Consider the following 24978-nt stretch of genomic DNA (forward strand, 5'->3'; position numbering starts at 1 on the left):
TTCACCCTGCTGCTGCTTCTTCTGCTTCGGGCTTCTGCTTGCCTTCCTTCTTCGGAAGCGGCTGGATGTCGAGCAGCACTTCGTCCTTGTCGTCGAGGTCGACTTCGAGGCGGCCGCCGTCGGTCAGGCGACCGAACAGCAGTTCGTCGGCCAGTGCACGGCGGATCGTGTCCTGGATCAGGCGCTGCATCGGGCGTGCGCCCATCAGCGGATCGAAGCCCTTCTTCGCCAGGTGCTTGCGCAGCTTGTCGCTGAAGGTGACCTCCACCTTCTTCTCGCTGAGCTGCGTTTCCAGCTGAAGCAGGAACTTGTCGACCACCCGCAGGATGATGTTCTCGTCGAGCGCCTTGAAGTTGACGATGGCATCCAGCCGGTTGCGGAACTCGGGCGAGAACAGGCGCTTGATGTCGCCCATTTCGTCGCCCGCCTGGCGCGGGTTGGTGAAGCCGATGGTCGCCTTGTTCATGGTCTCGGCGCCCGCATTCGTCGTCATGATGATGATGACGTTGCGGAAGTCGGCCTTGCGCCCGTTGTTGTCGGTCAGCGTGCCATGGTCCATGACCTGCAGCAGCACGTTGAAGATGTCCGGGTGCGCCTTCTCGATTTCGTCGAGCAGCAGCACCGAGTGCGGCTTCTTCGTGACGGCCTCGGTCAGCAGGCCACCTTGGTCGAACCCGACGTAGCCCGGAGGCGCGCCGATCAGGCGGCTCACCGCATGGCGCTCCATGTACTCCGACATGTCGAAGCGGATCAGCTCGATGCCCATGATGTAGGCCAGCTGCTTCGCCGCTTCGGTCTTGCCGACGCCCGTGGGGCCGGAGAACAGGAACGAGCCGATCGGCTTGTCGCCCTTGCCCAGGCCCGAACGCGCCATCTTGACCGCGGAGGCCAGCACTTCGAGTGCCTTGTCCTGGCCGAACACCACGCTCTTGAGGTCGCGCTCGATGGTCTGCAGCTTGCCGCGGTCGTCGTTGCTGACGTTGGCCGGGGGAATGCGCGCGATCTTCGCCACGATTTCCTCAACTTCCGTCTTGCTGATGGTCTTCTTGCGCTTGCTCGGCGGCAGGATGCGCTGGGCAGCACCGGCTTCGTCGATGACGTCGATCGCCTTGTCGGGCAGATGGCGGTCATTGATGTACTTGGCGCTGAGCTCGGCCGCGGCCTGCAGGGCCGCCACGGCGTACTTCACGCCATGGTGTTCCTCGAAGCGCGACTTCAGGCCCTTGAGGATGTCGACGGTTTCCTGCACCGACGGCTCGACCACGTCGACCTTCTGGAAACGGCGCGACAGGGCCGCATCCTTCTCGAAGATGCCGCGGTATTCCGTGAAGGTGGTCGCGCCAATGCACTTCAGCTGGCCACTGGAGAGCGCCGGCTTCAGCAGGTTCGACGCGTCGAGCGTGCCGCCCGAAGCCGCGCCCGCACCGATCAGGGTGTGGATCTCGTCGATGAACAGGATGGCGTTCGGTTTGTCCTTGAGCGACTTGAGAACGCCTTTCAGGCGCTGCTCGAAATCGCCGCGGTACTTGGTGCCGGCCAGCAGCGCGCCCATGTCGAGCGAGAACACGTTCGACTCGGCCAGGATCTCCGGCACGTCGCCCTGCGTGATGCGCCATGCCAGGCCCTCGGCGATGGCCGTCTTGCCCACGCCGGCCTCGCCGACCAGCAGCGGATTGTTCTTGCGCCGGCGGCACAGGATCTGGATGACGCGCTCGACCTCGTACTCGCGGCCGATCAGCGGGTCGATCTTGCCCTCCTTGGCAAGCTGGTTGAGGTTCTGCGTGAACTGCTCGAGCGGCGACGCCTTCTCGTTGCGTTCGCCGCCGCTCTCCTCGCCCTCGCCCGAAGGCGCTTCACCGCTGCCCTTGACGGCTTCCGGCGGATCGCTCTTCTTGATGCCGTGGGCGATGAAATTGACCACGTCGAGGCGGGTGACGCCCTGCTGGTGCAGGTAGTACACGGCGTGCGAGTCCTTCTCGCCGAAGATCGCGACCAGCACGTTGGCGCCGGTGACTTCCTTCTTGCCGTTGCCGGTGGACTGCACATGCATGATGGCGCGCTGGATCACGCGCTGGAAACCCAGCGTCGGCTGGGTGTCTACATCGTCGGTACCCGCCACCTGGGGCGTGTTGTCCTTGATGAAGTTGGTGAGCGACGCCCGCAGGTCGTCGACGTTGGCCGAGCAGGCGCGCAGAACTTCCGCGGCGCTCGGGTTGTCCAGCAAAGCGAGCAGTAGATGCTCCACGGTGATGAACTCGTGGCGCTGCTGCCGGGCCTCGACGAAGGCCATGTGCAAGCTGACTTCCAGTTCTTGGGCAATCATGTGATTTCCTTTTGCCTTGCTGTAAATAAGTTCTCAGATGGGTTGGAGCTTGCGCAATTCAACTGGTTCATGCAACAGGTTCACTGACGCATTGGAGTGGATGCCCCGCCTGCTGTGCGGCTTCCATCACCTGGTTGACCTTGGTGGCCGCCATGTCGCGGGAATAGACCCCACAGACGCCTCGGCCATCGAGGTGGATCTTGAGCATGATCTGGGTCGCGGTTTCGCGATCCTTGCTGAAATATTCCTGCAGCACGACGATCACGAACTCCATGGGCGTGTAGTCGTCGTTCAGCATCACCACCTGGTACATCTGGGGCGGCGCGGTTTTTTGCGGCCGGCGCTCCAGGACGACCGAATCTCCGTCGTCCCCGGCCGGTTTTTGCGCCGGGGGGGTGCTGGGAGTTTTTGGAATTCTCGTTGCCATGAAAATGATTCTATAGAGCGTGCAAGCGCCGTGCCGACGCAGGAAGACTTGGTGACGTGTATTCGACAAATCAAGGGTCTTGCGTCGTGAACGACGACGGAATTTCCGGAGGATTCGCAGAAAAAGCGCTCAAGCGAACGCATGAATGAAAAAAGCCCCTGACCGCCTTTCGGAAGTTCAGGGACTTGATGCTCGACGCCGGCAGGCATCGACGAGCAACATGGCAATTACATGTGGTCGATCATCACCTGTCCGAACCCCGAGCAGCTCACCTGCGTGGCGCCGTCCATCAGGCGCGCGAAGTCATAGGTGACCTTCTTGCTGGCAATCGATTTTTCCATCGAGCTGATGATGAGGTCGGCAGCCTCCTTCCAGCCCATGTGCCGCAGCATCATTTCAGCCGAGAGGATTTCGGAACCGGGGTTCACGTAGTCCTTGCCGGCGTACTTGGGTGCCGTGCCGTGGGTGGCTTCGAACATGGCGACGGTGTCGCTCAGGTTCGCGCCCGGGGCGATGCCGATGCCGCCCACCTGCGCGGCCAGCGCGTCGGACACATAGTCGCCGTTCAGGTTGAGCGTGGCGATGACGCTGTACTCGGCGGGACGCAGCAGGATCTGCTGAAGGAAGGCGTCGGCAATGCTGTCCTTGACAGTGATTTCCTTGCCGGTCTTCGGACTTTTGAACTTCATCCACGGGCCGCCGTCGATCAGTTCGGCGCCGAACTCCTTGGCGGCGAGGCCGTAACCCCAGTCACGGAAGCCACCTTCGGTGAACTTCATGATGTTGCCCTTGTGCACCAGGGTGACGCTGGGCTTGTCGTTGTCGATGGCGTACTGGAACGCCTTGCGCACGAGGCGCTCGGTACCCTCCCTCGACACGGGTTTGACGCCGATGCCCGAGGTATTGGGGAAGCGGATCTTCTTGACGCCCATTTCTTCCTGCAGGAACTTGATGAGCTTCTTTGCCTTGTCGCTCTCGGCCTCGAACTCGATGCCGGCGTAGATGTCTTCCGAGTTCTCGCGGAAGATCACCATGTTGGTCTTGTGCGGCTCGCGCACCGGGCTGGGCACGCCCTCGAAGTACTGGATGGGGCGCAAGCAGACATACAGGTCGAGTTCCTGGCGCAGCGCGACGTTCAGCGAGCGGATGCCGCCGCCGACGGGCGTGGTCAGCGGGCCCTTGATGGAAACCACATAGTCACGCACGGCGTGCAGCGTTTCCTCGGGGAGCCAGACGTCGGGGCCATAGACCTTGGTTGACTTCTCGCCGGCATAGACCTCCATCCAGTGGATCTTTTTCTTGCCGCCGTAGGCCTTGGCCACCGCCGCATCCACCACTTTCAGCATCACCGGGGTGATGTCCAGGCCGGTGCCGTCGCCTTCGATGAAGGGAATGATCGGTTGGTCAGGCACATTGAGCGAGTTGTCGGCGTTGACCGTGATCTTCTGGCCTTCGGTCGGGACTTTAATGTGCTGATAACTGGTCATGAGAGGGGATGGCTCCGGAATTGACGTAATTTTTGACGACTGTCAGCGAATTCAGACAGGGCGTGGATTCGCTGTACAGCCCGTGAACAAATCGCTGTACATTTTAGACGCAACCCATCAGCAAGCGTTTGTCAACCGGCGAGCCAATGGGCTCGTTAGTGGCTGACCTTCTGCTCGCCGGGAGGCGTTTCCAACCAATTCTCGATAGAGGAATCATCAATGAGCAAAATTCTCGCAGTCATGATCGCTGGCCTGTTCGCCGCTGGCGCCTACGCCCAAAACCCGGCCGGTACGACGCCCGAACAAGGTAACGCCACCAACAGCAAGTCGCAGCAACGTGCTGAAACCAAGAAGGCTGCCAAGCCCGCTGGCCAGGTCAAGGCTGCTGGCGGCGACGAAGCCAAGACGCCCGAAGGCGGTGCCATCGGTGCCGACAAGGCTGCGGCCTCTGGCGAGAAGCGCGCTGAAACCCGCGACCAGCGTCGTCGCAACAAGGACGGCAGCATCAAGCGCAAGTCGACCCAAGGCGGCACCCCGCAGTAATTCGGTCTGCCTCCCAAAAAAGAGCGCTCTTCTGAGCGCTTTTTTTTTGCTCCCGGGAGTTGCGAGGCTGTCAACCGCGCGAAGCTGCTTTCGTTGAATGTCTACCTTCCGCAGGGAGGGCAATCCAGATCAACGAATTTCAAAGGATATGTTCATGAACAAGCTGCTCGCAGCCCTGGTCGCCGGTCTCTTCGCCGTCGGTGCTTTCGCTCAACAAGCCGAACCCACCACGGCCGCCCCCGCCGCAGCCGCTCCCAAAATGGCCAAGCACGCGCCCGCCAAGAAGCACGCTGCAGCCAAGAAGCACAAGGTTCGCCACGTGGCCAAGGCCCACACGGCCGCTGCCAAGAAGGTGTAAGCTTTCCAACTCACCGGCAATGCCCGCATCAGCGGGCATTTTTATTGGTTACGGGCCGGGTCCCTCCCCGCTCTGAAAGAGTTGTCCGATGTTCCAGCGTTTCGTCGCCCTGCTCCTCGTGTCTGCGTCCTTCATGATGCCAGCGCATGCCCAGCAGCAACCCCAGACCGACCTGCCGCGCACGCAGTTGTCGGTCGGCCTGTACAAGATCGACGCGCAGATCGCGCAAACATCCCTGCAGCGCGAAATCGGCTTGATGTTTCGCAAGGAAATGCCGCAGGCCGAAGGCATGATCTTCGTGTTCGAGCAGCCTGCAACGCAGTGCTTCTGGATGCGCAACACGATCCTGCCGCTGACCGCTGCCTTCGTAGCCGACGACGGCCGCATCGTCAACCTGGTCGACATGCAGCCCATGACCGAAAACTCGCACTGCTCGCTGGAGCCGGTGCGCTACGTGCTCGAAATGAACCAGGGCTGGTTCGCCAAGAAGAATATCAAGAAGGGTGCCAAGCTCGGCGGCGAGTTGTTCGCAGCCGGCAAGCGCTGAACATCTGCCGTCTCAAGCCCACAAGAAAGCCGACCCATGGGTCGGCTTTCTTGCTGGAGAAACCCGGGCTCAGCCGAAGTTCTTCGCCGCGAAGTCCCAGTTCGCCAGCTTGGCCAGGAAGGTCTCGACGAACTTCGGGCGCAGGTTGCGGTAGTCGATGTAGTAGGCGTGTTCCCAGACGTCCACGGTCAGCACCGGGGTGTCTGCGGTCGTCAGCGGCGTGCCGGCCGCGCCCATGTTCACGATGTCCACCGAACCATCGGCCTTCTTCACCAGCCATGTCCAGCCCGAACCGAAGTTGCCCACGGCCGACTTCACGAAGGCTTCCTTGAACGCGTCGTAGTTGCCCCACTTGGCGTCGATGGCCTTGGCCAGCGCGCCGGTCGGAGCGCCGCCGCCCCGGGGCTTCATGCAGTTCCAGAAGAAGGTGTGGTTCCAGATCTGGGCGGCGTTGTTGTAGATGCCGCCGCTGGATTTCTTGACGATCTCCTCGAGCGTCATCGATTCGAATGCAGTTCCAGAAGAAGGTGTGGTTCCAGATCTGGGCGGCGTTGTTGTAGATGCCGCCGCTGGATTTCTTGACGATCTCCTCGAGCGTCATCGATTCGAATTCGGTGCCCTTCTGCAGGTTGTTGAGGTTCACCACGTAGGCGTTGTGGTGCTTGCCGTAGTGGTACTCAAGGGTTTCCTTCGAGTACTCGGGCGCCAGTGCGTCGAGGGCGTAAGGCAGGGGTGGGAGCACATGTTCCATGGTTTTTTTCGCGTGGGTTGGTTGTAGGAATCAGCGATTCTAGGAAGTAATTACCGATGCAACGTCGGACGTGTGCCCGTTGCATCGCCCGGCGTGACGATCAGGTCGACTTCGCCATCGGCAAGCCGCGCCTTGACGGCGTCGCCCGCCGCCAGTTGCGTTGCGCTGACGATCGCATGACCGTCTGTATCGGTCAGCCAGGCATAGCCGCGTTGCAAGACCAGTGCCGGATCGAGCAGCCGCAAACGCAAGGCCATGCGCTCCAGGCGCTCGCGACGCTGAACCAGTGCACGCCCCAGCCGCAAGGGAAAGTCGGCCGCGATCGACCGAGGCGTCTGCGACAGGCGCTCCCGTCTCGACAGCACCGCATACCGCAGGCGCTGCGCATGATGCGCCAGGCGGAGCTGCTGCCGCGCTACGAGGTTCGAGGGGCGGCCCAGGCGCCCCGCGGCTTGGTCGATGCGCTGCCCGAGCGCGTCGAGGCGCCCATCCAGCGCATCGCCGAGCCGCTCGTCGAGCAGATCGAGTGCACCGAGCCACAGGTCGCGCGGCGCGCTCACCAGTTCTGCAGCGGCCGTGGGCGTGGGCGCGCGCAGGTCGGCACAGAAATCGGCGATGGTGAAGTCGGTTTCGTGCCCTACGCCGCTGATCAGCGGCACCGGGCTCTGCACGATGGTGCGCGCCAGCGTTTCGTCGTTGAAAGCCCAGAGGTCTTCGATGGAGCCACCGCCACGCACCAGCAGGATCACGTCCACGGCAGGTTCGAGGCCGTAGAGCGATTGCAGCGCCCGCACCAGTTCGGCTGGTGCGCCGGCTCCCTGCACTGCCGCCGGTGCAAGCACGACCGGAATGTGCGGAACACGTCTTCGCAGCGCCGTCACCACGTCGTGCAAGGCGGCCGCGCCCAACGACGTGACGATGCCGACCGCCCGTGGCATGGCCGGCAATGCCCGCTTGCGCGCCGGATCGAACAGGCCTTCGGCTTCCAGGCGTGCCTTGCGCTGCATGAACTGCTCGAACAGGGCGCCCTGCCCGGCCCGCCGCAAGCTCTCGACCACCAGTTGCAGATCGCCGCGAGGCTCATACACCGCAAGGCGCCCACGCACCTCGACCTGATCGCCATCGCGCGGCGAAAAGTCGAGCAAACCGGCAGCCCGACGGAACATCGCGCAACGCAGTTGGCCGGACTCGTCCTTGAGTGAGAAGTAACAATGTCCACTTGACGCCCGCGAGAAGCCGGAAATTTCGCCCCGCACCGCGACTGGATTGAAACGCGCGTCGAGTGCGTCGGCCACCGCCCGGCACAACGCGCCGACGGCCCAGATGCGCGGCCCGGGCGCGGAATTCGATTCACGCAAGTTCACAGGATGCACGCTCGGCCAGATGCCACTCTTCCACAACGGGCCGCACGCGCCCCCGCTTCATTCCCCGGAGCGAGGCAAACGCACGGTTTCTCGTGCAAGCCGTTGATTTCATTGAAAAAAGTGCTGCTCAAAATTCAGTCGATCTAGCAGAAAGGCCGCCCCACGCGGGCTCGGACGAGTTGCGTAGCAGGTTAATCACAAAGTTATCCACAGAATCTGTGCGTCCTTGCCGACACAAAAACAAGGTGCGTGCCGATGGTGGGCTCAGTGGATAATCGCCGCGCATTTGCAGTCTACGGGCCGGAGGATTTTTTCTTGTTTTCCATCATAGTTGCCGCGGGTTGGCCAATCTGGCCCTTGCTCGCTTGTTCGGTCATTGCGCTCGCGCTGGTTATAGAACGTTTCACGAGTCTGAAGACCGTGAGGGTACTTCCGCCGAAGCTGCTCGACGAAACCATCACCGTGTCGCACGGGGCCATTCCCGGCCCGGACGTCGTGACCAAACTTGAACGCAACTCGATGCTCGGCCAGGTGCTGGCCGCCGGCCTGCGTGCGCTGAACGCCAACCCGCGCTGCACCGAAGACGATCTGCGCGCCGCCATGGAGGCCTCGGGCCGCACCGTGGCGCACAAGCTGGAGCGCTACCTGCCGGCGCTGGCCACCATCGCCTCCGCAGCCCCGTTGCTGGGCCTGCTGGGCACGGTGATCGGCATGATCGAGATCTTCGGCTCGCAGTCGCCGGGCAGCGGCGCCGTCGGCTCGGGCAACCCGGCGCAACTGGCGCACGGCATCTCGATCGCGCTCTACAACACGGCCTTCGGCTTGATCGTGGCGATTCCGACGCTGATCTTCTGGCGCTACTTCCGCAGCCGCGTCGACGAATACCTGCTGAACCTCGAACTGTCGGGTGAGCGCTTCGCCCGCCACCTGAACGCACTGCGCAAATGATGACCCCCACGCTTGCCACTGCGTGTGCTGCGCTGCCCCCCCAGGGGGCCGCCGCCTCCTTGGGGCGGCCCGGCGGAGGCTTGTCATGACCCGCGCCCGCATGCAGTTCCGGCATGGTGCGCGCGACGAGCCGGAGATCAACCTGATCCCGTTCATCGACGTGCTGCTGGTGATCCTGATCTTCCTGATGCTGTCGACCACCTACAGCAAGTTCACCGAAATGCAGCTGAGGCTGCCGACGGCGGACGTCGACGCGCAGCGCGACTATCCGAAGGAAGTGATCGTGGCGGTGTCGGCCGACGGCCGCTACTCGATCAACAAGACCCCGGTGGCCGATCGCAGCGTGGAAACCGTGACGGCAGCCCTCGCCGCCGCGGCCACCGGCGGCAAGGACAGCGTGGTGATCATCAGCGCCGACGCGACCAGCCCCCACCAGGCCGTGGTGACGGTGATGGAGGCCGCGCGCCGCGCCGGCCTCATGCAGATCACCTTCGCAGCCCAGTCGACGGCACAAGCCGGGCACTGAGTGCCTTCCGACGGCCGCAGCAGCAACACGGGTTCGCCGTCCGCCTCGCGGCTGCAGGACGCCTGGCTGCGCCGAGGCCCGTTGGCTTGCCTGCTGTGGCCGCTGTCGCTGCTTTATGCCGCGCTCTTCGCGGTGCGGGGCTGGCTCTATCGGTCGGGATGGCTTCGGACCGGGCGAGTGCCCGTGCCGGTGATCGTGGTCGGCAACGTGATCGCGGGCGGAGCGGGGAAAACACCGGTCGTGATGGCCGTCGTCCAGCATCTGCAGGGGCGAGGACTGACGGTCGGCGTTGTGTCGCGCGGCTATGGCCGGCACACCGACGATTGCCGCGAGGTGCTCGGCGACAGCGATCCGCGGGATGTCGGCGACGAACCTGCGCTGATCCACCATGCCACGAAGGCGCCGGTGTTCGTGGCGCGCAAGCGCATCGATGCGGCGCGCGCCCTGCTCGCCAGCCACCCGGCCACGCAGGTCGTCGTGAGCGACGATGGCCTGCAGCATCTGGCGCTGGGTCGCGATATCGAGATCTGCGTGTTCGATGACCGCGGCATCGGCAACGGTTGGCGGCTGCCTGCAGGCCCTTTGCGCGAAGCTTGGCCGCGGCCATGCGATCTGGTGCTGCACAGCGGGGCGCGGCCCGCGTTCGCCGGGGGCTACACCGCCAGCCGCGCCCTCGCACGCGATGCCTTGACCAGCGGCGGACAACGCGTACCCCTGGCAAGCCTTGCAGGCCGGCCCCTGGTGGCACTGGCAGCCATTGCACGGCCGGGGGCCTTCTTCGACATGCTGCGCGCACGCGGCCTGACGCTCGCCGAAACCATCGCACTGCCCGACCACTTCGATTTCGAGGCCTGGCAACGCCCTGCCAACGCCGAACAGACCCTCGTCTGCACTGAAAAGGACGCCGTCAAGCTATGGCGCAAGGTGCCCGATGCGCTGGCCGTGCCACTGGAGTTCGCTCCCTCCGCGGAATTCTTCACCGCACTCGACGCAAAGCTATCATCGCTCGATGGATACCAAGCTGCTTGAACTGCTCGTCTGCCCCGTCACCAAGGGTCCGCTGACCTGGAACCCCGAGAAGCAGGAGCTCTGCTCGCGCAGCGCGCGCCTCGCCTACCCGGTGCGCGACGGCATTCCGGTGCTGCTCGAGAACGAAGCACGCACGCTCTCCGACGAAGAGCTCGGGCTGTGAGCTTCACCGTTCTGGTGCCGGCGCGCCTGGCGTCGACACGGCTTCCCAACAAACCGCTGGCCGACATCGCTGGCTTGCCCATGGTGGTGCGCGTGGCGCAGCGCGCTGGCGAATCCAGCGCGGCGCGCGTGGTGGTCGCCGGCGACGATCCTTCGATCGTTGCGGCGTGTAGGGCGCACGGCGTCGAAGCCATCCTCACGCGCCAGGACCACCCCAGCGGCACCGACCGGCTGGCCGAAGCCTGTGAGCAGCTCGGCCTGGATGGCGACGACATCGTTGTCAACGTACAGGGCGACGAACCACTGATCGATCCTGCGCTGATCGACGCAGTTGCGTCAACGTTGGCCACCCATGCGGAAGCAGCGATGAGCACCGCGGCCCACGAGATCGACACGATCGGCGATTTCATGAACCCCAACGTGGTGAAGGCCGTGCTCGACGCGCAAGGCAACGCCATGTACTTCAGCCGCGCACCGATCCCGTGGTGGCGCGACGGCTCCGCCAACGGCGCGGCACCCGCGGGGCTGCCCACCCCCGCCCCGCTGCGCCACATCGGCATCTACGGCTATCGCGCGGGTTTCGTGCGGAAGTTTCCGTCGCTGCCGCCGGCGCCTGTCGAGGCCACCGAAGCACTCGAACAGCTGCGCGCGCTGTGGCACGGCCATCGCATCGCGGTGCATGTGAGCCATGTCGCCCCCGGACCGGGCATCGACACGCCCGAAGACCTGGCGCGCGTGCGTGCCGTCTTCGACGCCGCGCGCCCCGCCTGAGACGCTCTGCGGCCCGGCCGGCAGCGGAAATTCTTCGCGGGCACGCGTGCTATCCTCGAAGCAACTCCGCCTAGCCCAGCCCTGGGGCCGACGCTTGGTGCGACACAAAATCCAAGAACCGTCCGAGGAAACCATGAGACTAATTTTGCTGGGCGCGCCCGGGGCGGGCAAAGGCACGCAAGCGGCTTTCATCTGCCAGAAATACAGCATTCCCCAAATCTCGACCGGCGACATGCTCCGCGCTGCCGTCAAGGCCGGCACGCCGCTCGGCCTGCAGGCCAAGGCCGTCATGGACGCCGGGGCACTGGTCAGCGATGACCTGATCATCAATCTCGTGAAGGAACGCATTGCGCAACCCGATTGCGCCGGCGGCTTCCTGTTCGACGGTTTCCCCCGCACCATCCCCCAGGCCGATGCCATGAAGGCAGCGGGCGTCAAGCTCGACTACGTGCTCGAGATCGACGTGCCTTTCGGCGACATCATCGAACGCATGAGTGGTCGCCGCTCGCACCCGGCCTCGGGCCGCACCTACCACGTCAAGTTCAATCCGCCAAAGGTTGAAGGCAAGGACGACGTGACCGGCGAGGCACTGATCCAGCGCGAGGACGATAAGGAAGAAACCGTGCGCAAGCGGCTCGACGTGTACAGCCAGCAGACGCGTCCGCTGGTCGACTACTACTCGGCCTGGGCCGAAGCCGACCCGGCCGCCGCCCCGAAATACCGCGCCATCAAGGGCGTGGGCACGGTCGACGAGATCACGCAACGTGCGCTGGCTGCCCTGAACAGCTGATCCTTCCAACCGGCCCCTGTTACGGGGCGGTTTTGCTTTCACCCCAGCAGTTCCAGCATCAGCGCGATGCGCGCCTTCACGGGCGTCAGCGCGCCGGCTTCGCGCAGCGCGTCCCCCGTCTTCGGCAGGATGCGCCCGTTGGCGCAACGCGTGGCGCGAACCACGGCAACGCCTGCATCCTGCGCCTTGAGCGCAGCCGCTTCCAGGGCGTGGTGCAGGGTGCCGTTGCCGGTGGCAGCAAGCACCAGTCCACGCAGGGGATCGGCACCGCCGGACTGCAGCAGCGCATCGATTACCGCGCCGCTGGCGCCGGCATGGCTCATGACAATCTCGACGCGGGGCCACTGAACCGCAGCCTCCAGGAAGATCTCCGCCGCGCGTGACGCAGTGCCTTCCGGCCACGCCCGGACAAGGCGAACCTCCCCTTCCTCGACATAACCGACAGGCCCCGCGTCGCCTGAAGCAAAGGCATCAGGCCGATAGGTGTGCACCTTCTGGATGTCGATGCCGCTGTGGATCGTGCCGGCGCACACCACCGTTACGCCTCGCGCGCCCTGCGTCGCAGCAACACTGATGGCGTCACGCACGTTCTGCGGTCCGTCGGGCGCCAGCGCAGTCGCCGGGCGCATCGCACAGGTCAACACAACGGGCTTGGAAGGCGCCAGCACCGAGTGCAGGAAGAACGTGGTCTCTTCGAGCGTGTCGGTGCCGTGCGTGATCACCACGCCTGCCACGTCGGGCTGCGCCAGCCAGTGCGCACAGCGCCGGGCCAGTTGCTGCCAGATGGCGAACGACATGTCCTTGCTGTCGACCTGCGCGACCTGCTCCGCTTCCAGCAACACGCCGTCGGGCGCCTCGATGCCGCCCAGCAGGTCGGCCACGCCGACCTGTCCCGCGGTGTAGCCGATGTTGTCGCCGCTACTGGCGGCCCGGCCGGCAATGGTGCCGCCCGTGCCCAAAACCACGACACGGCGGCGCGATTCAGGCGAAGAGGAATTGCCCATGGCTTGTCAACTTTTAAAAACTGGTTAAAAATACAGCTACTGGATATCTAGCCAGTGCCGCAAGGAACCACATATGCAGTTCGCCGTGAAGCTTACAGCCCGCCAGCAGCAGATCCTGGACCTGATCCAGAGCGCCATCGCACGCACGGGTGCACCGCCCACGCGCGCCGAAATCGCCACCGAGCTCGGCTTCAAGTCAGCCAACGCCGCCGAAGAGCATTTGCAGGCGCTGGCCCGCAAGGGCGTCATCGAGCTCGTGAGCGGCACCTCGCGCGGCATCCGCCTCAAGGGCGACGCGCTGCGTTCGCTCAATGAAACACGCCACCGCGAAGGCGGCCAGTTCTCGCTCTCGCTGCCCGGCATGGCCCAGCTGGCATTGCCGCTCATCGGCCGCGTCGCAGCCGGCTCGCCCATCCTCGCGCAGGAGCACGTCGACCAGACCTACTACGTCGAGAACACGCTGTTCCAGCGCCAGCCCGACTACCTGCTCAAGGTGCGCGGCATGTCGATGCGCGACGCCGGCATCATGGACGGCGACCTGCTCGCGGTGCAGGCCACCAAGGAAGCGCGCAACGGCCAGATCGTGGTTGCGCGCCTGGGCGACGAAGTGACCGTCAAGCGCCTGAAGCGCAACAAGCAGGTCATCGAACTGCACGCCGAGAACCCCGACTACCCGACCATCATCGTCCAGCCCGGCGAGCCCTTCGAAATCGAAGGCCTCGCGGTCGGGCTCATCCGCAACACCATGCTGATGTAGGCCCCGCGACCTGCTTTCCGCAGCACCCCATCCGGCAGCGACAGGTGGCGGGCGTATGGCGAAGAGTCGCCATCACCCTGTCGCAGCCGATTCAAGAAATCCTGCCTGTGTTCAACCTCATACTTTTTTGGAGTTCACATGGGAATCGCCCTCCTCGCCATCGCTGATTTCTGGATGCCGCTGCAATCGCTGGCCAGCCGCCTTATGCCGGCACACCGTCCTCGCCGCATGGAGCGCCTCGACGCTGCCGAATCCTCGACCGGGCTTCGCTACGTGGCGGTCCGCCCTGCCTGCACCGCCCGCGCCGGCGGCGGCGCAACACCCGCAGCAGCCAGCGCCACGCCGGCGCGTCCGTTGCGCGTGGTTCGCGTGGTCGACGGCATGGGCCAGCAGCGCAGCAACCGCGTCGTGATCTCGGGCCGCATGGCCGATGTCTGCGCCGAACTCGACCGGCTGGCCGCACTCGAAACCGCCGAAACCGCGGCCGCGGCCCCTCGTTCGACCCGTCTGCACTGAGCCCGAACCCCCTGCGAGTGGCTGTGGGGGTGGGTATCCAAACGTTCGCTGGCACGACATTCCAATGCTGCGAGGCACAATGGCACGCCATGAACATTGTGATCCTCGACGATTACCAGGACGCCGTGCGCAAACTGCGCTGTGCTGCCAAGCTGGACGCGTACGCGGCCAAGGTCTATACCAATACGGTGAAGGGCATCGGGCAGCTTTCGGTTCGCCTCAAGGATGCCGACGTGATCGTTCTGATCCGCGAGCGCACCCAGATTTCGCGCCAGTTGATCGAAAAACTGCCGAAGCTCAAGCTCATCTCGCAGACGGGACGTGTCGCCGGGCACATCGACGTTGCTGCCTGCACGGAACGTGGCGTAGCGGTCGCGGAGGGCTCGGGCTCGCCGCAGGCGCCTGCCGAGCTCACATGGGCGCTCATCATGGCCGCCATGCGCCGGCTGCCGCAGTACATCAGCAACCTCAAGCACGGCGCGTGGCAGCAGTCGGGGCTCAAGTCGGCATCGATGCCGCCCAACTTCGGGATCGGCTCGGTGCTCAAGGGCAAGACGCTGTGCATCTGGGGTTATGGCCGCATCGGCCAGCTGGTCGCACGCTATGGGCAGGCTTTCGGGATGCAGGTCGTGATCTGGGGCCGTGAAGCCAGTTGCGCCAAGGCCCGTTCCGACGGCTTCCAGGTCGCACAGAATCGCCACGAGTTCTTTGCCGCGGCCGACGTGCTGTCGGTGCATCTGCGGCTCAACGAAGAGACCAACGGCCTCATCACGCTGGAAGACCTCTCGCGCATGAAGCCGACGGCGCTGTTCGTCAACACCTCGCGCGCCGAACTGCTCGAAGCCGACGCCCTGCTCGCTGCGCTCAACCGCGGCCGCCCCGGGCTGGCCGCCGTCGACGTGTTCGAGAGCGAGCCGCCGCTGCAGGGCCACGCACTGCTGCGCCTCGAGAACTGCATCTGTACGCCACACATCGGCTATGTCGAGCAGGAGAGTTACGAGAGCTACTTCGGCCAGGCGTTCGACAACGTCGTGAGCTACATCAACGGCAATCCGACGAACATCGTGAATCCCGGCGCGCTGCAGGTTCGCCGGTGAGCCGGCCGGCGCCCCAGGGTGCGCTCTGGGCGCTGCTCGCCGGCAATTTCGTGATCGGCACGGGCGTGATGGTGGTGCCCGGCACGCTCAACGAAATCAGCACATCGCTCTCGGTCACGGCCGCCAGCGCCGGGCAACTGATCACGGCAGCCGCGGCGGTGATGTGCATCGGCGCACCGCTGCTGGCCGCGGCGGTCGCGGGCTGGGACCGCCGCCAGTTGCTGGCGCTCAGCCTGCTATGGTACGCCGCGGGCCACATCCTCTGCGCGCTGATGCCGAGCTTCGGCGCCCTGCTGCCGGTGCGCATGCTCACGGTGGTCGCTCCAGCCATCTTCACGCCCCAGGCCGCGGCCTGCGCCGGCATGCTGGTGCCGCCGGAGCAGCGCGGACGCGCCGTCACCTTCGTCTTCCTGGGCTGGTCGATGGCCTCGGTGCTGGGGCTGCCCATCGGCGCGCTGATCGGCGGCCACCTGGGCTGGCGCATGGCCTTCCTGGCCATTGCGGCGCTCAGTGTCGCGAGCGCGACAGCGGTCTGGCTCACTTTGCCGAACGGCATCCGCCCCGCCGCGCTGACCGCCGAAGCATGGTCGCGCGTGCTACGCAGCCCCGTGCTGATGGGCATCGTTTCGGTCACGGCGCTGCAGGGGGCCGGCCAGTTCGTGCTGTTCAGTTATTTCGGCCCGGTCCTCAAGCAGGGCTTCGGCGCGGACGCCACCACGCTGAGCGTGATGTGGGCGCTGTTCGGCGCCTGCGGACTGGTCGGCAACATGGTGGTCAGCCGCTTCATCGACCGCGTGGGCGCCGGCCGCATGGTGCTGATCACGACCGTGCTGATCGCGTCGAGCCTGCTGTTGTGGCCGCTGGCCTCCACGCTCGCCTGGTTGGCTGTCGTGCTCGTTCCGTGGGGGTTGGGCTGCTTCTCCGCCAACTCGGCCCAGCAGGCCCGCCTGGTGGGCCTTGCGCCGACCCTCGCGCCGGGCTCCGTGGCGCTCAACAGCTCCGGCATCTATACCGGGCAGGCCGTGGGCGCCGCGCTCGGCGGCTGGCTGCTTGCCAATGACGCCGGGGCATGGATGAGCTGGGTCGGTTTCGGCCTGCTGCTGGTCGCGATCTCGCTCAGCGTGGCCATCGACCGCCGTCGCCGCGCGGCCTGAAAACGCGCCCTCGCGTTAAACCCGTCACGCCCTGCCTGCGCGGGGCTGCAAAATCAGAGTCTTCGACAGCATCAACCTCCAGCAAATGACAGTGAACTACACCCGAATCGGCGTCATCGGCGCAGGCGCCATGGGTCGCGGCATCGCACAGATCGCCGCCCAGGCAGGCAGCGAAGTGCTGCTGCTCGACAGTTTCTCGGGCGCCGCCGAGCGCGGCCGCGAAGCGCTCGTTGCGCAATGGAACAAGCTGCACGAGAAGAACAAGATCGACGCCGCCACGCGCGATGCCCAGATCGCCCGCGTCAAGGCGGTCGACAGCATCCAGGCCCTGGCCGGCTGCGACCTGGTGATCGAAGCGGTCATCGAAGACCTCGAAGTCAAGCGCAAGCTGTTCCGCGAGCTCGAAGGCGCGGTGAGCGAGACCGCCACGCTGGTTACCAACACCTCGTCGCTCTCGGTAACGGCCATCGCCGCCGGCCTCAAGCACCCGGAGCGCTTCGCGGGGTTCCACTTCTTCAACCCCGTGCCGTTGATGAAGGTGGTCGAGGTTGTCGCGGGCTTCAAGACCGCAACTGAGGTCTGCAAGCAACTGGCCGGCTACGCGGTGCAGATGGGCCACAGCGCCGTGCAGGCGCAGGACACGCCAGGCTTCATCGTCAATCACGCGGGCCGCGGCTATGGCACCGAGGCGCTGCGCATCGTCGGCGAAGGCGTGACCGACTTCGCGACCATCGACCGCATCCTCAAGGACCAGGCGGGTTTTCGCCTGGGCCCGTTCGAGCTGCTGGACCTGACGGCGCTCGACGTGTCGCATCCGGTGATGGAGTCGATCTACCGCCAGTATTTCGAGGAGCCGCGCTTCCGCCCCAGCGTGATCACCGCGCAGCGACTGGCTGCGGGCGCGCTGGGCCGCAAGACCAACGAAGGCTTCTACCGCTACAACGCCGGTGTGATGCAGCAGACACCCGAGGCCGCTGCGCCGGTGGTCGAGGGCACGCCTTCGGTCTGGGTGTCGCCGCGCGCAGCACGCCGCGCCGAGTTGCTGCGCCTGGTGAACACGCTGGGCGCACAGATCGACAGCGGCGCCGCGGCCGCGCCGCATTCACTGATCCTGGTGGCACCGCTGGGCTTTGACGTGACCACGGTCGCCGCGGTCGAACGCCTGGACGCCACGCGCACCGTCGGCATCGACATGCTCATCGACGACGACGCCACCAAGCGCCGCGTGCTCGCCACCAACCCGGCGACGCGCCGCGACGTCCGCGATGCCGCACACGCCCTCTTCGCGCGCGACGGCAAGGCCGTGAGCGTGATTCGCGACAGCGGCGGCTTCGTCACGCAACGCGTGATCGGCACCATCGTCAACATCGCCACCGACATGTGCCAGCAGCGCGTGTGCACGCCGGCCGACCTCGAGACCGCGGTGCAGCTGGGACTCGGCTATCCGCGCGGCCCACTCGCCATGGGCAATCTCTACGGTCCGACCAACATGCTCGAAGTGCTGTTCAACCTGCAGACGGTGTACGGCGATCCGCGCTATCGCCCGAGCCCGTGGCTGCGCCGCCGCGGCGCGTTGGGCCTGAGCCTGCTGCATGAAGAAGAATAGACAGACATGACCGCCGAACTCAAGAGCACGAGCGAAGGCAGCACCATGGTGCTGACGATCGCCAACCCCACCCAGCGCAACGCACTGGGCCCGGAAATCTATGCGGCGGGCATCGAGGCGCTCAACGGTGCCGAGAACAGCGCCGAGATCCGCAGTGTCGTCATCGTCGGCGAAGGTGCATGGTTCTGCGCCGGCGGCTCGCTGCAGCGGCTGCTGGCCAACCGGCAGCTCGACCGCTCGGTGCAGGCCGAGAGCATCGAGGGCCTGCACAACTGGATCGATTCGATCCGCACCTTTCCCAAGCCGGTCATCGCGGCGGTCGAAGGCGCGGCTGCCGGCGCCGGCTTCTCGCTCGCGCTGGCCTGCGACTTCGTCGTGTCGGCCCGAGACGCGGTGTTCGCGGCCTCGTACAGCAACGTGGCGCTGTCGCCCGACGGCGGGCTGAGCTGGCACCTGGGGCAGCAACTGCCGCGCCAGCTGGCGAGCGAATGGCTCATGAACGGCGAGCGCATCGGCGCACCGCGCCTGCATGCGCTCGGCCTCGTCAACGAACTCACGGAAAACGGCCAGGCACTCGCAGGTGCGCTGGCGCTGGCCGCGAAGCTCAATGCACGCGCGCCGAACTCGCTGGGCAGCATCAAGGAACTGCTCAGCGAGGCGCGAGGCGCCACGCTTGCCTCGCAGCTCTCGCAGGAGCGCGACCACTTCGTGCGCAACCTGCACCATGCGAACGCGGGCGTCGGCATCGCCGCGTTCCTCGAGAAGAAGCCGCCGCAGTACGAGTAACGCCAAACGGCGTCGCTCCCGTGACACCCACCAGCATTCCAGTCGCCGAGAGGACAGACCAATGGACGACCCCATTCTTACCATCGAAGAACGTGAAGCGATCAACAGTGGTCGCTGGTTTTCTTCCCTATCTCCATCGCTACGGCACGACATCCTCCGATGCGCCTTCGTCAAACGCTACAAGGACGGCGACCTGATCGCTGCCCGCGGCGACCCTCCCGAACACTGGATCGCCTGTGCCAAGGGCGCGGTGCGCGTGAGTTCGACGGCCGTCTCTGGCAAGCAGGTGACGCTGACCTACGTGGAGCCGGGCATCTGGTTCGGCGACGTGGCGATGTTCGACGGGGACCGGCGCACGCACGATGCCTATGCACACGGGGATACCACGATCCTCTGCGTGGCGCGGGCCGACTTCCAGAAGATCCTGGCTGCGCACGTGGAGCTGTACGAGGCGCTGATGCGGCTGCAGGCGCGCCGCATCCGCACGCTGTTCGGTCTGGTGGAAGACCTCAACACCCTGCCCCTGCGGGCACGGCTGGCCAAGCAGCTCATTCACCTCGTGCGCAGCTACGGCGTGCCGAACCTGGAAGACGGCAACCAGATGCGCATCGGCCTGCAGCTGGCGCAAGAAGAGCTGGCGCAGCTGCTGGGCGCATCGCGCCAGCGGGTCAACCAGGAACTCAAGACCATGGAGCGCGAGGGCAGCATCCGCATCGAACAGGGCGGCCTGGTCGTGCTGGACCGCGCAGCCTTGAGGCGCATTTCCGAAGCCGAGAACTGATAAGCCAGACGCAGACATGAGCCAGGACTTCTCCAACTTCATCGGCACCCGTGCCGTCTCGCAACAGCACGCTTTCGACGTCGACGCGCTCGCGGCCTGGCTCGAGAAGAACCTCGAGGGGTTCAAGGGTCCGCTCGCGGTCGAGATGTTCAAGGGCGGGCAGTCGAACCCGACCTACAAGCTCGTCACGCCGTCGCAAAGCTATGTGATGCGCGCCAAGCCGGGCCCGGTCGCCAAGCTGCTGCCCTCGGCTCACGCGGTGGAGCGCGAGTTCAAGATGATGAGCGGCCTGGCCGGCACCGATGTGCCCGTGCCGCGCATGTACTGCCTGTGCGAAGACGAAGCCATCATCGGCCGCGCCTTCTACGTCATGGAGTTCATGCAGGGCCGCGTGCTGTGGGACCAGTCTCTGCCCGGCTTCAGCAATGCCGAACGCGCGGCCCACTACGACGAGATGAACCGCGTCATCGCGGCGCTGCACACGGTCGACTTCGCCGCCCGCGGCCTGGCCGACTACGGCAAGCCCGGCAACTACTTCGACCGCCAGATCGGCCGCTGGAGCAAGCAGTACAAGGCCTCGGCCGACGGCGCCGGCGAACTCTCGCAGCCCATCGAGGCCATGGAGCGCCTGATCGACTGGCTGCCTGCCCACATGCCGGCGAGCGCACGCGACGAAAGCAAGGTCTCGGTCGTGCATGGCGACTACCGCCTCGACAACGTGATGTTCCACGCCACCGAGCCGCGGATCATCGCGGTGCTCGACTGGGAACTCTCCACGTTGGGCCACCCGCTGGCGGACTTCAGCTACCACTGCATGTCGTGGCACATGCCGCCCACCACGGGCCGCGGCATCGGCGGTGTTGACGTCGCGGCGCTGGGCATCCCCACCGAGAGCGAATACATCCGCCGTTATTGCGAGCGCACGCGCATCAGTACGCCCGAAGCGCTGGCGCCCGACTGGAATTTCTACCAGGCCTACAACCTGTTCCGCATGGCCGCGATCCTGCAAGGCATTGCCAAGCGGGTCGAGGCCGGCACCGCGTCGAGCGAGCAAGCCGTGGCCTCGGCCCGCGGCGCCCGCCCCATGGCCGAAATGGCCTGGCAGTTTGCCCAAAAGGCATAAGCCGCCCCACCCCACCAGGAGACGAAGATGGATTTCGAATACTCGGCCAAGACCAAAGACCTGCAGAAACGCGTCCAGGCGTTCATGGACGACCACATCTATCCGGCCGAAGCCGAGTACCACGCCGAACTGGCCGCCAACACGGTCGCCGGCAAGCGCTGGTCGGCCCTCAAGACCGTCGAGAAGCTCAAGGAAAAAGCCAAGGCCCAGGGCCTGTGGAACCTGTTCCTGCCGGTCGACAGCGCCGCCGCCTCGGGCTACGAGGGCGCGGGCCTGACCAACCAGGAATACGCCCCGCTGGCCGAGATCATGGGTGCGGTGCCATGGGCGAGCGAAGCCTTCAACTGCTCGGCGCCCGACACCGGCAACATGGAGACCATCGCGCGCTACGGCTCGGAAGAAATCAAGTCGCGCTGGCTCAAGCCGCTGCTCGAAGGCCAGATCCGCTCGGCCTTCGCGATGACCGAACCCGAAGTGGCCTCTAGCGATGCCACCAACATCGCCACGCGCATCGAACGCCAGGGCGACGAATACGTGATCAACGGCCACAAATGGTGGATTTCGGGTGCGGCCGACCCACGCTGCGCGGTCTTCATCACCATGGGCAAGAGCGACCCCGATGCGCCGCGCCACTCGCAGCAGAGCATGGTCATCGTGCCGGCCGACGCCAAGGGCATCCGCATCGTGCGCCCGCTGAACGTGATGGGCTACGACGATGCGCCGCACGGCCACGTCGAGATGTACTTCGAGAACGTGCGCGTGCCTGTCAACAACATCCTGCTGGGCGAAGGCCGCGGCTTCGAAATCGCCCAGGGCCGCCTCGGCCCGGGACGCATCCACCACTGCATGCGCCTGATCGGCCTGGCCGAGCGCGCGCTCGAGCTGATGTGCAAGCGCGCCTCGTCGCGCGTGGCCTTCGGCAAGACCGTGGCCTCGCAGACCGTGACGCAGGAACGCATCGCCGAAGCCCGCTGCAAGATCGACATGGCTCGCCTGCTCACGCTGAAGGCCGCCTGGCTGATGGACGTGGCCGGCAACAAGGTCGCCAAGAACGAGATCGCCATGATCAAGGTGGTGGCACCGTCGATGGCCTGCCAGGTGATCGACTGGGCCATGCAGGTCCACGGCGGCGGCGGCATGTGCGACGACTTCCCGTTGGCAGCAGCCTATGCCGGCGCGCGCACGCTGCGCTTTGCGGACGGTCCGGACGAAGTGCACCGCAACGCGATCGCCAAGTGGGAGCTGGGCAAGTACGCCCCGAACAAGGCCGGCGATGCCGAAATGCCGGTAACGCGCTTCTGATCTGACTTGCCTCCTCTCCCCGCGGGGAAAGGGTTGGGATGAGGGCCGACGGCGATCAACACGCCTCGGCCCTCTTTCCTTTCAGAGCTTCTTCTGCAGGAAGACGGCGCTGCCGAACGCCGGATCGAGCTGATAGCTCACGAACCCGTCGCGCTCATAGGCGCGCAGCGCAGGCGCGTTGCCCGATAGCACTTCGAGCGTGAGCTTGCAGGCGCCGCGCCTGCGCGCCTCCTGCTCCACCTGAGCGAACATCTTCTGTGCCACGCGCTGCCCTCGATGGCTGGGCAGCACGACCACATCGTGCACGTTCACCAGCGGCTTGCAGGCAAAGGTCGAGAAGCCTTCGATGCAGTTGATGAGGCCCACAGGCTGTTCACCGTCGTAGGCAAGCACACTGAAGGCCTGCGGCCGCGCTGCCAGCGCCGCCGGCAAGGCTTCGCGTACGGCCGCGTCGAGCGGCGTGCCGCCGCCGGCCGGGTCGCGGGCATAGCTGTCGAGCAGGGACACGACAGCCCCGGCGTGCGCGGGATTGCGGTAGTCGGCGATCAGCGTACCGATCGCGGATTCATCGGGCGTCGGCATGCGATGCGCGCCGATCAGCCCAGCGTGGCCGCCAGGCGCTGGGCGTACGAGTCGGCTTGTGCCGCATCGCGCGCCTCGACCATCACCCGCACCAGCGGCTCGGTGCCGCTCGCGCGGATCAGCACGCGTCCGCTGTCACCGAGTTCGGCCTCGATGCGTTGCGTTTCGTTCGCGAGCGCCTTGTTGGCCTTCCAGTCCTGGTCCGGAGACAGGCGCACGTTGATCAGCGTCTGCGGAAACAGCGTGACGCCTTCGAGCAGTTGCGCCACCGTCTTGCCGCTGCGCACGCAAGCCTGCAGCACCTGCAGTGCACTCACGATGCCGTCGCCCGTGGTGTGGCGATCAAGCGCCAGCAAGTGGCCTGAACCCTCGCCGCCCAGCAGCCAGCCGCGCTTGTCCAGCTCTTCGAGCACGTAGCGGTCGCCGACCTTGGCACGCACGAACTCGATGCCCTGCCCGCGCAGCGCCACTTCGACGGCCTTGTTGGTCATGAGCGTGCCGACCACGCCCGCCGGCTTCTCGCCGCGCGCGATGCGCTCGGCCACCATGAGGTAGAGCAGCTCGTCGCCGTTGAACAGGCGCCCGCTGGCATCCACCAGCTGCAGGCGGTCGGCGTCGCCGTCGAGGGCGATGCCGTAGTCGGCCTGCTGCGTCGTCACTGCTGCGACCAGCGCTTCAGGATGCGTGGCTCCGAAGCCCTTGTTGATGTTGAGCCCGTCGGGCGAAACGCCGATGCTGCTGACTTCCGCACCCAGTTCGTGGAACACGTTGGGCGCGACCTGATACGCCGCGCCGTGCGCCGCGTCGACGACCAGCTTCATGTCGCGCAGGGTCAGGTCGTTGGCGAAGGTGCTCTTGCAGAACTCGATGTAGCGGCCGGGCGCGTCGTTGAGGCGGCGCGACTTGCCGAGGTTGGCGGAGTCCACCCACACCGGCGCTTCTTCCAGCGCGGCTTCGACGGCCAGTTCCCACGCATCGTCGAGCTTGGTGCCCTGCGCGCTGAAGAACTTGATGCCGTTGTCGGGAAAAGCGTTGTGGCTCGCGCTGATCACCACGCCCAGGCTCGCGCGTTGGGCGCGCGTGAGGTACGCCACGCCGGGCGTCGGCAACGGGCCGAGCAGCACTACATCAACGCCCGCCGAATTGAAGCCCGACTCGAGCGCCGACTCAAGCATGTAGCCCGAGATGCGCGTGTCCTTGCCGATCAGCACCGTGGGACGCGCCTGGGTTCTCTTGAGCACGCGGCCTACGGCGTGGGCGAGGCGCAGCACGAAATCGGGCGTGATGGGCGCCTGGCCGACAGTGCCGCGGATGCCGTCGGTGCCGAAATATTTGCGGGTCATATGGTTTCCTCTTTTCTTTGTTGTGGTTCTTCTGTCGCCTTCATTGCTCGCCATACGGCGAGGGCGGCCACTGTGTCACGCACGTCATGCACGCGCACCACGGCCGCGCCGCGGTCCACGGCCAGAACTGCGGCCGCGACGCTGGGCACCATACGCTCGCCCGCCGCCTCGATGCCCGTGACGGCGCCGATCGACGACTTGCGCGACCAGCCCACCAGCAGCGGATAACCGCAGGCGAGCAACTCACGCTGGCGCGCCAGCAAGGCGAAATTCTGCGCCACGGTCTTGCCGAACCCAACGCCGGGATCGAGCGTGATGCGCGAAGAATCGACTCCCAGCGCACGCAGAAGTTGCACCTGCTCCCCGAGGAAAGACAGCACCGCAGGGATCACGTCGCCCGCCATGGGCGCGGCCTGCATGGTCTGCGGGTCGCGGTGCATGTGCATCAGGCAGATGCCGCACGAAGGGTGCGCCGAGACGGCTTCGCGCGCGCCCGGCTGGCGCAGCGCCCAGATGTCGTTGACGATGTCCGCCCCCAGGTCGAGCACGGCGCGCATGACCTCGGGCTTGTAGGTGTCGATGGAAATCGGCACGTTCAGCTTCACCGCCTCGCGCACCACGGGGAGTATGCGTGCCAGCTCGGCATCGAGCGGCACCGCGGGGCTCCCGGGGCGGGTCGATTCGCCGCCGATGTCGAGGATGTCGGCGCCCTCCTTCAGCAGCTGCTCGCAGTGCTTCAGCGCGCTGCCGGCGGAGGCGTGGGCACCGCCATCGGAAAAGGAGTCGGGCGTGACGTTGACGATGCCCATCACGCGCGGCTGCGCGAGGTCGATGCGAAAGCGCGACGTCTGCCAGACCTCTCCATGGAAAACGGGGCCAGAGGCCCCGTTGTTGCTTGCTG

The 24978-nt window shown here is 65.6% G+C and carries 26 protein-coding genes and 1 pseudogene; 18 read left to right on the forward strand and 9 right to left on the reverse strand.

Annotated elements, in window-relative coordinates; genetic code table 11:
- Position 1: 1 nt before the first annotated feature.
- From clpA to icd, 3 genes are all read right to left on the reverse strand, one after another.
- Positions 2-2323 (reverse strand): ATP-dependent Clp protease ATP-binding subunit ClpA, encoded by a 2322-nt coding sequence (clpA, locus tag ASC92_RS19355; RefSeq protein WP_056518709.1) that lies wholly within the window; start codon positions 2321-2323, stop codon positions 2-4.
- Positions 2324-2390: 67 nt separating this feature from the next.
- A complete protein-coding gene (gene clpS, locus ASC92_RS19360; RefSeq protein WP_042674481.1) occupies positions 2391-2750 on the reverse strand; it encodes an ATP-dependent Clp protease adapter ClpS in 360 nt (119 codons plus the stop codon).
- Positions 2751-2977: 227 nt separating this feature from the next.
- Entirely contained in the window at positions 2978-4237 is a 1260-nt protein-coding gene (gene icd / locus ASC92_RS19365; RefSeq protein ID WP_056518711.1) for an NADP-dependent isocitrate dehydrogenase, read from the reverse strand.
- Between the two features lie 219 nt (positions 4238-4456).
- On the opposite strand from icd, the gene ASC92_RS19370 reads away from it, so the two are divergent.
- From ASC92_RS19370 to ASC92_RS19380, 3 genes are all read left to right on the forward strand, one after another.
- Positions 4457-4780, forward strand: a complete 324-nt coding sequence (locus ASC92_RS19370; RefSeq protein WP_056518714.1) for a hypothetical protein — start codon at positions 4457-4459, stop codon at positions 4778-4780.
- 154 nt (positions 4781-4934) lie between these two features.
- Positions 4935-5138, forward strand: coding sequence for a hypothetical protein (locus ASC92_RS19375; protein ID WP_056519144.1), 204 nt, complete (start codon positions 4935-4937; stop codon positions 5136-5138).
- Positions 5139-5226: 88 nt separating this feature from the next.
- Entirely contained in the window at positions 5227-5685 is a 459-nt protein-coding gene (locus ASC92_RS19380; protein WP_056518716.1) for a DUF192 domain-containing protein, read from the forward strand.
- 69 nt (positions 5686-5754) lie between these two features.
- On the opposite strand, the pseudogene ASC92_RS19385 reads toward ASC92_RS19380, so the two are convergent.
- Both ASC92_RS19385 and xseA read right to left on the reverse strand, forming a co-directional pair.
- Positions 5755-6436, reverse strand: a pseudogene (locus ASC92_RS19385) (superoxide dismutase).
- A 50-nt stretch (positions 6437-6486) separates the two neighbouring features.
- Complete coding sequence (xseA, locus tag ASC92_RS19390; RefSeq protein WP_056519146.1) at positions 6487-7800, reverse strand: exodeoxyribonuclease VII large subunit; 1314 nt, start codon at positions 7798-7800, stop codon at positions 6487-6489.
- A 315-nt stretch (positions 7801-8115) separates the two neighbouring features.
- Here xseA and ASC92_RS19395 point away from each other — a divergent pair, with 315 nt between their 5' ends.
- The 6 genes from ASC92_RS19395 (at position 8116) to adk (ending at position 12026) form a co-directional block, all read left to right on the forward strand.
- Positions 8116-8748: a MotA/TolQ/ExbB proton channel family protein gene (locus tag ASC92_RS19395; RefSeq protein ID WP_056518718.1), complete on the forward strand. Its 633-nt coding sequence runs from the start codon at positions 8116-8118 to the stop codon at positions 8746-8748.
- 100 nt (positions 8749-8848) lie between these two features.
- Complete coding sequence (locus ASC92_RS19400; protein WP_056519147.1) at positions 8849-9274, forward strand: ExbD/TolR family protein; 426 nt, start codon at positions 8849-8851, stop codon at positions 9272-9274.
- A complete protein-coding gene (gene lpxK, locus ASC92_RS19405; RefSeq protein ID WP_056518721.1) occupies positions 9275-10303 on the forward strand; it encodes a tetraacyldisaccharide 4'-kinase in 1029 nt (342 codons plus the stop codon). It abuts the gene before it with no gap.
- Positions 10284-10466 carry a Trm112 family protein gene (locus tag ASC92_RS19410; RefSeq protein ID WP_007836935.1) on the forward strand — a complete coding sequence of 61 codons (183 nt, stop codon included), beginning with the start codon at positions 10284-10286 and terminating at the stop codon, positions 10464-10466. Before lpxK ends, ASC92_RS19410 begins: the two co-directional genes overlap by 20 nt.
- Complete coding sequence (kdsB, locus tag ASC92_RS19415) at positions 10463-11236, forward strand: 3-deoxy-manno-octulosonate cytidylyltransferase (protein WP_056518722.1); 774 nt, start codon at positions 10463-10465, stop codon at positions 11234-11236. The genes ASC92_RS19410 and kdsB overlap by 4 nt, the downstream gene beginning before the upstream one ends.
- A gap of 133 nt (positions 11237-11369) precedes the next feature.
- Positions 11370-12026: an adenylate kinase gene (gene adk / locus ASC92_RS19420; protein WP_056518728.1), complete on the forward strand. Its 657-nt coding sequence runs from the start codon at positions 11370-11372 to the stop codon at positions 12024-12026.
- Between the two features lie 38 nt (positions 12027-12064).
- Here adk and ASC92_RS19425 read toward each other — a convergent pair whose 3' ends face one another.
- The gene (locus tag ASC92_RS19425) at positions 12065-13030 is read right to left on the reverse strand and encodes an asparaginase (protein ID WP_056518730.1); all 966 of its coding nucleotides are present in this window, start codon (positions 13028-13030) and stop codon (positions 12065-12067) included.
- A gap of 73 nt (positions 13031-13103) precedes the next feature.
- Here ASC92_RS19425 and lexA point away from each other — a divergent pair, with 73 nt between their 5' ends.
- The 9 genes from lexA (at position 13104) to ASC92_RS19470 (ending at position 22152) form a co-directional block, all read left to right on the forward strand.
- Complete coding sequence (gene lexA, locus ASC92_RS19430) at positions 13104-13787, forward strand: transcriptional repressor LexA (protein ID WP_007836939.1); 684 nt, start codon at positions 13104-13106, stop codon at positions 13785-13787.
- Between the two features lie 138 nt (positions 13788-13925).
- On the forward strand, positions 13926-14303 hold the full coding sequence (locus tag ASC92_RS19435; RefSeq protein ID WP_056518732.1) for a hypothetical protein: 378 nt from the start codon (positions 13926-13928) through the stop codon (positions 14301-14303).
- 89 nt (positions 14304-14392) lie between these two features.
- Positions 14393-15400, forward strand: a complete 1008-nt coding sequence (locus ASC92_RS19440) for a D-2-hydroxyacid dehydrogenase family protein (RefSeq protein WP_056518734.1) — start codon at positions 14393-14395, stop codon at positions 15398-15400.
- The gene (locus ASC92_RS19445; protein ID WP_056518736.1) at positions 15397-16554 is read left to right on the forward strand and encodes an MFS transporter; all 1158 of its coding nucleotides are present in this window, start codon (positions 15397-15399) and stop codon (positions 16552-16554) included. Before ASC92_RS19440 ends, ASC92_RS19445 begins: the two co-directional genes overlap by 4 nt.
- An 85-nt stretch (positions 16555-16639) precedes the next feature.
- Positions 16640-18160 carry a 3-hydroxyacyl-CoA dehydrogenase gene (locus ASC92_RS19450; RefSeq protein ID WP_056518738.1) on the forward strand — a complete coding sequence of 507 codons (1521 nt, stop codon included), beginning with the start codon at positions 16640-16642 and terminating at the stop codon, positions 18158-18160.
- Positions 18161-18166: 6 nt separating this feature from the next.
- Entirely contained in the window at positions 18167-18946 is a 780-nt protein-coding gene (locus ASC92_RS19455) for an oxepin-CoA hydrolase, alternative type (RefSeq protein WP_056518739.1), read from the forward strand.
- A gap of 61 nt (positions 18947-19007) precedes the next feature.
- Positions 19008-19727 (forward strand): Crp/Fnr family transcriptional regulator, encoded by a 720-nt coding sequence (locus ASC92_RS19460; protein WP_056518741.1) that lies wholly within the window; start codon positions 19008-19010, stop codon positions 19725-19727.
- A 16-nt stretch (positions 19728-19743) separates the two neighbouring features.
- On the forward strand, positions 19744-20850 hold the full coding sequence (locus tag ASC92_RS19465) for a phosphotransferase (RefSeq protein ID WP_056518743.1): 1107 nt from the start codon (positions 19744-19746) through the stop codon (positions 20848-20850).
- Between the two features lie 27 nt (positions 20851-20877).
- A complete protein-coding gene (locus ASC92_RS19470; RefSeq protein ID WP_056518744.1) occupies positions 20878-22152 on the forward strand; it encodes an acyl-CoA dehydrogenase family protein in 1275 nt (424 codons plus the stop codon).
- A gap of 81 nt (positions 22153-22233) precedes the next feature.
- Here ASC92_RS19470 and ASC92_RS19475 read toward each other — a convergent pair whose 3' ends face one another.
- From ASC92_RS19475 to folP, 3 genes are read right to left on the reverse strand one after another with little or no spacing between them, the layout of a single operon-like run.
- A complete protein-coding gene (locus tag ASC92_RS19475; RefSeq protein ID WP_056518747.1) occupies positions 22234-22734 on the reverse strand; it encodes a GNAT family N-acetyltransferase in 501 nt (166 codons plus the stop codon).
- Positions 22735-22748: 14 nt separating this feature from the next.
- The gene (gene glmM, locus ASC92_RS19480) at positions 22749-24077 is read right to left on the reverse strand and encodes a phosphoglucosamine mutase (protein WP_056518751.1); all 1329 of its coding nucleotides are present in this window, start codon (positions 24075-24077) and stop codon (positions 22749-22751) included.
- Positions 24074-24886, reverse strand: coding sequence for a dihydropteroate synthase (folP, locus tag ASC92_RS19485; RefSeq protein WP_056519149.1), 813 nt, complete (start codon positions 24884-24886; stop codon positions 24074-24076). The genes glmM and folP overlap by 4 nt, the downstream gene beginning before the upstream one ends.
- Positions 24887-24978: the final 92 nt, after the last annotated feature.

It is taken from the genome of Variovorax sp. Root411, from assembly GCF_001425205.1.
Taxonomy (GTDB): Bacteria; Pseudomonadota; Gammaproteobacteria; order Burkholderiales; family Burkholderiaceae_C; genus Variovorax.